At 44.5% G+C, this 6,080-nt stretch carries 5 protein-coding genes and 1 pseudogene; 4 read left to right on the forward strand and 2 right to left on the reverse strand.

Features of this window, described 5'->3' with window-relative positions:
* Positions 1-4 precede the first annotated feature (4 nt).
* A complete protein-coding gene (mnmC, locus tag ACEYKX_RS11490; RefSeq protein WP_373766157.1) occupies positions 5-2,008 on the reverse strand; it encodes a bifunctional tRNA (5-methylaminomethyl-2-thiouridine)(34)-methyltransferase MnmD/FAD-dependent 5-carboxymethylaminomethyl-2-thiouridine(34) oxidoreductase MnmC in 2,004 nt (667 codons plus the stop codon).
* Between the two features lie 293 nt (positions 2,009-2,301).
* Between mnmC and purR the strand changes: the two genes are divergently transcribed.
* Positions 2,302-3,312 carry an HTH-type transcriptional repressor PurR gene (gene purR / locus ACEYKX_RS11495; protein ID WP_373766158.1) on the forward strand — a complete coding sequence of 337 codons (1,011 nt, stop codon included), beginning with the start codon at positions 2,302-2,304 and terminating at the stop codon, positions 3,310-3,312.
* 9 nt (positions 3,313-3,321) lie between these two features.
* On the forward strand, positions 3,322-3,921 hold the full coding sequence (locus ACEYKX_RS11500) for a DedA family protein (RefSeq protein WP_373766159.1): 600 nt from the start codon (positions 3,322-3,324) through the stop codon (positions 3,919-3,921).
* Between the two features lie 33 nt (positions 3,922-3,954).
* Here the strand turns inward: ACEYKX_RS11500 and lpcA are convergent, their stop codons facing one another.
* The gene (gene lpcA / locus ACEYKX_RS11505) at positions 3,955-4,539 is read right to left on the reverse strand and encodes a D-sedoheptulose 7-phosphate isomerase (protein ID WP_373766160.1); all 585 of its coding nucleotides are present in this window, start codon (positions 4,537-4,539) and stop codon (positions 3,955-3,957) included.
* 162 nt (positions 4,540-4,701) lie between these two features.
* Here lpcA and frr point away from each other — a divergent pair, with 162 nt between their 5' ends.
* Both frr and ACEYKX_RS11515 read left to right on the forward strand, forming a co-directional pair.
* Positions 4,702-5,259 carry a ribosome recycling factor gene (gene frr, locus ACEYKX_RS11510; protein ID WP_373766161.1) on the forward strand — a complete coding sequence of 186 codons (558 nt, stop codon included), beginning with the start codon at positions 4,702-4,704 and terminating at the stop codon, positions 5,257-5,259.
* A gap of 309 nt (positions 5,260-5,568) precedes the next feature.
* Positions 5,569-6,080: pseudogene (locus ACEYKX_RS11515) on the forward strand (hypothetical protein); the annotation flags it as partial.

The following is a 6,080-nucleotide window of genomic DNA, read 5'->3' on the forward strand; positions in this document are numbered from 1 at the left end:
CCGCTTATCCCGTTCTGCCTTTTAATAAGTGCCTCATCCACGTTCGGTTGGTGCTTAAATTATGTAGAATCTCTTCACTCAACGGTATCGGTTCCCCGCACAATTGACTTACCAAGATTTCGCCCAGCAACGGTGCCGTTGTCAATCCGCGCGAACCAAGCCCCGCCACCATATACAATTGCGGATAATATGCCGCCGGTTCAATCGCTTCTCTACGGCGTAATTGATTGTATAAATTCGCATACTGCCGCTTCTGTTCGGCAAACTGTGGTACGGCACCGACCATCGGCACACGATCCCGAAATGCCGCCCGAATGCCGACTTTGGCAAGGTGTTGCGACAGATCGATATTTTCCGTCCAATCACAAGCGGTCAGATTTTGTTGAAGTTTTGCAATATTTTGCTGATGTTCGGCAATGCTGAAACCGTTATCCGCATTATCACGCACGTGGCTTGCACCGATACAATGCGTTTGAGTGCTTGGCGACATCGGGGTCAAATAACCGTCGTAACAGACCACGCATTGTAACGTTGAGAGTAGCGGCGTTGTCGGAACTTGGCTGACTTGCCCGCGTACAGGATAAAGCGGAATGCCTTTCGTTTGGGCAAACTCGGTCAGCGTATGTCCGTTTGCCAACACCATGACTTGGTGGGAAATCGTCTTTCCTTGATGTAACCAATGCCACTGACCGTTTTCAAACCGAATCGATTCGACATGGTGATTCAATTCTATGCGTAATCCCAATGTTTCCAAATAGCGAAAGCCCTGTTGCACAAGCTGCTGCGGTGATAACCACCCGCCTTGAGCCATAAATGCACCGCCGTTCGGCACCGTCAATCCCAATAAATCACTCAATTCCACGGCGGAACAGAGCCGGTAAAGCGCGTCATCCCAACCTTGTTCTGCAATATGGTGTAATTTTTTTGCCGTTTTGTCGTTATAGGCGTACAGCGCCACCCCGCTCAAAGCACATTCAAATTCCACCTTTTCGCTAAGTTGTGCCAATCGCTGCAAGGCGTAATCGAACGCATGCACATAAAAACGAACATTGCGCTCATCGTCGTCGCTGAGTTGCGGATAAATCGCCCCTTGTTTATTGCCCGAGGCATTAAGCGCCAACTGTTCGTCTTTACAATACAACGTGACTTTTTTCCCGCGCTCCAATAAAGATAATGCGATAAACAAACTCGCGACCCCGCCGCCGATAACCGCAACGTCGTCCTCGTCCTGCGAGGACGGTTGGAAAAAATAAGGGAAACGATAAGCCGTCGGTGACATTTCATGTAATTTTTCGCCCCACAACATTTCCCGCTTTTTACCGAAGCCTTTGCGTTTTTTCACCTCAAAACCGACCGCTTGTAATCCCCGTCTCACCTGACTTGCTGCGGTAAAGGTGGCAAAAGAGCCGCCTAAACGGGTTAAACGAAACATCTGCATATAAAGCCGTTCATTCCACATGTCAGGATTTTTGTCGGGGGCAAAACCGTCCAAGAACCAACAATCGATTGAACCTGCCGCCCGATCGCCCAATTGCGGTAAATTTTCCGCCAAATCACCGAACCACAGATCGAGGTAAATTCCGTCAATATGATAACGCTGACACCCCACCTGTCTCGGTTGCCAACAAGCGGTCAGTTTTTGCGAAAATTTTGCAAATTGAGGATAGTTCGCATGAACTTGCACCAATTGCGCCGAGGTGAGCGGAAATTTCTCAAATGAAATGAAATACAATCGGGTTAAGGGGTGGGTCGGAAACGCCGCCCGAAAACGTTCAAATTGTTCGGCAATCGCCAAAAAATTTAAACCGGTCCCGAAGCCGGTTTCGGCAATCACAAAATGGGCTCGCGAATGCGATTGCCATTTCTGCCATAGCTGATTACCGTCTTGGAAAACATACCGACTTTCCGCCAAACCGTCTTGGGTGGAAAAATAAATATCGTCAAATTGTTCGGAAACGGGCGTGCCGTTTTCATTCAATGAAAGTGTTGCGAAGGTAAGTTTAGTCATACGGCGATAAGAAATAAAGGCAATAAAAATGGCGAGTCAATGTCGCTGACTCACCATCTCCGTATTATATTTGTTAGAAAATATTATAGGCAAATATCACAATCATTCCCAATGCACCGACTACCGTCAGCATCGCATAACCAAATGTTCCCATGGCTGATTCTCCTAAATTTGATTTGAACACGCGGTTATTCTAAAACGATTTGTTAAAAATGCAATGCAAGCAGTTATTTTATTTATGCTATTTCTTAAAGTTAGCTATAATAGCCCGAATTTTTTAAGTGAGGGAATTTATGGCTACCATTAAAGATGTTGCCAAACTTGCCGGCGTTTCAACCACAACCGTATCTCACGTGATTAATAAAACAAGATTTGTGGCTGAAGATACGACCAAGGCAGTTTGGGATGCAGTATCTGCATTAAACTATTCGCCGAGTGCCGTGGCACGCAGTTTAAAAGTCAATACCACGAAATCCATCGGCATGATCATTACCACCAGCGAAGCGCCTTACTTCGCCGAAATTGTATTGGCGGTTGAAGAATACTGTTATCGACAGGGCTATTCATTGTTTTTATGTAATACGCAAAACGAACCGGAGAAAATCCAAAATCATTTGGATATGCTGGTGACGAAGCGGGTTGACGGGATTTTGGTCATGTGTTCCGAATATACCGAAAATTCACTTGCCTTGTTTAACGGCACGAACATCCCGATGGTGGTCATGGATTGGGGTCCGAACGACGGTAAGAGCGATCGTATTATCGATCACAGTTTTGACGGTGGTTATATGGCAACCCGTTACTTAATCGACAAAGGTCATCGTGATATTGCCATTATTGCCGGCGACTTGTACAAAACCACGGCAAAAGCACGCTATGACGGTTTCGTCAAAGCCATGACCGAAGCGGGCTTACTGATTCGTCAAGAGTGGATTTTTGAAAATGATTTCCAGCCGGAAGGCGGCTATGAAAGCATGAATAATCTGCTTAAACTTCAGCACTTACCGACTGCCGTGATTTGCGGCTGTGACGCTATGGCGTTAGGCGTGATTTCAGCTATTACCGAAAAAGGCTTGTCGGTTCCGCAAGATATTTCCGTCATCGGTTATGACAATATCCACAGTTCCCGTTTCTATGCGCCGCCGCTAACCACGATTCACCAATCGAAAACCCGATTAGGACAAATGGCACTGAACTTACTCTTAGACAGGATCCAACACAGTGAAACATCATCCGAACCGAAAGTGTTGGAATTCTATCCGGAACTCGTTGAACGTAGCTCTGTTCGCAATTTAAATCATTAAGGAGAATTAATGGAATATCTCATTCATTTTTTTAGTAGCTACGGTTACTGGGCTGTCTTTTTAGTATTGTTGGCGTGCGGATTCGGCGTACCGATTCCCGAAGACATTACCTTGGTGTCGGGAGGCGTAATTTCCGGTTTGGGTTATACCAATGTGCATTGGATGTTGGTCGTCAGTATGCTCGGCGTATTAGTCGGTGACAGCACCATGTATTGGTTGGGGCGCATTTACGGCACGAAAATTTTAACCTTCCCGTTAATTCGAAAAATTGCGACGCCGGAGCGTTTTGTCATTGTGCAAGAGCGTTTTGAAAAGCAGGGTTGGAAATTACTGTTTGTCGCACGTTTCTTACCGGGATTGCGCGCCGTGGTTTATTTGGTCTCCGGTATTACCCGCCGCGTAACATTCACCCGCTTTCTTATCGTGGATTTTGTCGCGGCGATTATCTCCGTGCCGATTTGGGTATATTTAGGTGATTTCGGTGCAAAAAACTTAGATTGGCTAAAAGAACAAATTCACCGCGGACAGATGGTCATTTGGATTCTCTTAGTCATCGGCGGACTTTTTCTGTTTTGGAAATGGAAAAAAAGCCGTAAAAACAAAATATAAAAGAGAGGCGCAGATTTTGATCTGCGCCCTTTTTTATCTCTCTTTCGCCATTTCAAATTCAATCAACATCATCAAAATATGAATAACTTTAATGTGGATTTCTTGAATACGGTCTGCATAACGGAAATGCGGTACGCGAATTTCCACATCCGCCAATCCTGCCATTTGCCCGCCGTCTTTACCGGTCATGGCAATCACCTTCATGCCTTTCGCTTTCGCCGCTTGAATGGCATTTAAGACATTTTTTGAATTACCGGATGTCGATAACCCGAATAAAACGTCTCCTTTCTGCCCGACCGCTTCAACATAACGGGAAAACACATATTCATAGCCGAAATCATTACTGACGCAACTTAAATGGCTGACATCCGAAATCGCAATGGCAGGATAACCCGGACGATTTTCACGGTAGCGCCCGGTCAATTCCTCGGCGAAATGCATCGCATCGCAATGAGAACCGCCGTTACCGCAAGAAAGCACTTTTCCGCCCTGCTTAAAACTGTTTGAAATTAACAACGCCGCTTCCTGAATCAATTTTAGGTTATGTTCATCTTGAATAAATTTATCTAAAACGTCTGCAGCTTCTTTCAACTCTGCCAAAATATGTTGTTGGTACATAATTACCTCTTTTTGTTTTGCAAAAAATGGGAATGATCTGACCGCTTGTCATGCGCGGAAGTATGCAAAGTCTATCATAAGCCTTTCACTTAACACTAGGAAAAAGCGTAGAAATTAGGTAGAATTCGAGCGTTTTATCGTTTATATCAAAGGAACAAAATAATGATCAACGAAATCAAAAAAGATACGCAAGATCGTATGGAGAAGAGCTTGGAAGCATTAAAAGGGCACATTGCTAAAATCCGTACCGGCCGCGCACAACCAAGCTTATTGGATGCCATTCAAGTAGATTACTACGGCTCCGCGACTCCGCTCCGCCAGTTGGCTAACGTTGTCGCCGAAGATGCCCGTACATTAGCGGTCACCGTATTTGATCGTTCTTTAATCAGTGCGGTAGAAAAAGCGATTTTAACCTCCGATCTCGGTTTAAACCCGTCTTCCGCAGGTACAACCATCCGCGTTCCGCTTCCGCCGTTAACGGAAGAGCGCCGTCGCGATTTAATCAAAATCGTGAAAGGCGAAGGCGAACAAGCCAAAGTGGCTATCCGTAATGTGCGCCGCGATGCGAATGATAAAATCAAAGCATTAGAGAAAGAAAAACAAATCAGTGAAAACGAAGAGCGTAAAGCGCAAGAAGACGTACAAAAAATCACCGATACTTACATCAAAAAAGTCGATGAAATTTTGGCGGATAAAGAAAAAGAATTGATGGATTTCTAATCTTCCCTTCTCGATTATTAACAGCTTCTTTTAAGGCAACTTAAAAGAAGCTTTTTTATTCACGCTTATACCCGTTTAACGAACAATCCGTACGGTTTGTTCCATTATCCGTTTGAATGCCGCGTCAGATAACGTCAACAATCCGTGGAAAGCGTTATTTATAGTAAAGAATCATAATATTATCTGTTCTTTGGCTTCATATCATAGCTTATTCTGAAATTATCCGTTATGCTTCGACCATCATACAAAAACGATATAACTTTTTTAGTGGTATTGCCTTTAGGATATTATTTAACAGGAAGTGATTATATGATTAAAAAGCTATCTATTTATATGGTATTGTTATTTAGTGTTCCCCTGACGACTTGGCTCATCGGCTATAGGTGGGAAGGTGAGCAAATTTATTTCATCGACACCTTTCTTCTTTTCCTCAGTGAACTCATTGAATACCCCTACACCTTATTTATTTGTATCATTTTAATGTTTTGGCTTATGTGGCTGGTACGTAAACAACACTCTTGGATACTGGTCGGTATGATCTGTGCAACATCTATTATCAGCATGCATGAATTAAAGGAAGCAAGTAAAAATTTCTTCATGGAGCCACGCCCATATTTGCATTATTTCTTAAAAGAAGATGTGAATACGTTTTATCAGATCTCGAGTGAAAAAGAACGTTTTGAACTTATCAAAAGCCATGCTCTAGACAGAGCACGGAGCACGGAGCACGGAGCACGGAGCACGGAGCACGGAGCACGGAGCACGGAGCACGGAGCACGGAGCACGGAGCACGGAGCACGGAGCACGGAGCACGGAGCACG

Origin of the sequence: Glaesserella sp., from assembly GCF_041817755.1 — a bacterium.
Taxonomy (GTDB): Bacteria; Pseudomonadota; Gammaproteobacteria; order Enterobacterales; family Pasteurellaceae; genus Glaesserella.